Annotated in this window: 2 protein-coding genes; both read right to left on the bottom strand. The window is 31.7% G+C overall.

Annotated elements, in window-relative coordinates:
• Nucleotides 1-135: 135 nt before the first annotated feature.
• Complete coding sequence (locus tag EAH69_RS13845; RefSeq protein ID WP_121935804.1) at nt 136-738, bottom strand: SMI1/KNR4 family protein; 603 nt, start codon at nt 736-738, stop codon at nt 136-138.
• Nucleotides 739-837: 99 nt separating this feature from the next.
• Nucleotides 838-1,450, bottom strand: a 613-nt coding sequence (locus tag EAH69_RS13840; RefSeq protein WP_121935803.1) for an IS30 family transposase, incomplete at its 5' end; no start/stop codon positions are given.

The raw sequence follows: 1,450 nt of genomic DNA, 5'->3' as shown, positions 1-1,450 counted from the left end.
AGCCAAAGCTGTGAGTCTTTTGGTAAATTTAATAAAAAAACAAAAGCAAACAGCTTTTGGCGGATAAAAAGACGAGAAGTTCAATTTTGCACTTAACCCCGCATTTTGCCAAGCCGATGTTATGTGCAGGTATTTTTAACCTATAATATCTTCATTGATAAAGTCATATTCGTTGTCAATTAGTTTTTGCAAGTATTCCTCAAAATTTTCAGCTATTACTCTAAATTCGTCTGGGTCGTGTAAAAACCTAATTATTTGTCCTTTTTTTCCTTGTTCAGATGGTGTAAAATCTATAAATAGTTGTGAAGTTCCACCGTTGTTCATACAATCTGAAAAGTGCAACCATTTCAGATTATTGACTTTGTTTATAATTTTTTCGTCAATATCAACTTCTTTATATTTTCTCTCAATATAATCTGAATAATACTCAACAGCTTTATTTTGGTTTTCAATTATTTGTTCAGCTGATAATAAATAATATGGATATTCTACAACATCAGAACCTAAGAAATAGAAAATTATTTCTTCTTCTTTGAATTTTCTCCAATATGTTCCATCAACATATTTTAGTAAATCAATTAAAGTTTGTGGAATCTCAGGATATACTTTTTTTAATTGTTCAATTTTTTCTATGCTAACTCCTTCTTTCACTTTTTCGAAAAATTCCCAATCCTCACTTGCACCATTGTCAATATATGATTTTTTAAGTCCTAAAATATATTTTTCTGAGATATTCATTGTTTCGTTTCTTTTGGGTCGTTAAATTATAAATATTGTTGGTGTAGGCGGTTTCAAGTTGCTAATGCAACGATAGTATAAAAATAGTAAAAATTTTGATTATTTAATTTGTTGAATAATCATACGATTAAAAACTTGAGCAGGCGAATATCCATCGAGTACTTTTCGAGGTCTTTCATTGAGTTCACGTTGAACTTTTTTAAGTTCTTTTTCTGAGTAAATCGAAAGGTCAGTTCCTTTAGGAAAATAATCTCTTAAAAGCCCATTTGTATTTTCATTTGTAGGTCTTTCCCAAGGCGAATAGGGATGTGTAAAATAGACTTGTACTTTGGTGTTTTTGGTGAATAATTTATGCTGAGCCATTTCAGTACCGTTATCGTATGTCAACGACTTTTTCATGAGCTTTGGCAGCTTCTTAAATTCCTTTTCAAAAGCCTTTCGAACGGTCTCTGCATTTTTATCTTTTAGATGCACTAAAATAACCGCCCGAGTAGATCTTTCCACTAAGGTTCCAAAAGCCGATTTATGATCTTTTCCAATAATTAAATCTCCTTCCCAATGCCCAGGAATCTCTCTACCTATGACTTCTTGAGGTCTTTCATCGATAGAAATACGATCCTTAATTTTGATATCTTTCGACTCTTTCGAACGAGCAGGTCCTCTAGTTTTTTTCTTTTGTCTTAGCGAGTCAATTAGTTCCTTTTTTAGGTGA

It is taken from the genome of Faecalibacter macacae (assembly GCF_003687725.1).
In the GTDB taxonomy this organism is placed as follows: domain Bacteria; phylum Bacteroidota; class Bacteroidia; order Flavobacteriales; family Weeksellaceae; genus Empedobacter; species Empedobacter macacae.
The sequence above is the reverse complement of the archived record's forward strand: the minus strand, read 5'-3'. Positions and strand labels throughout refer to the sequence as shown.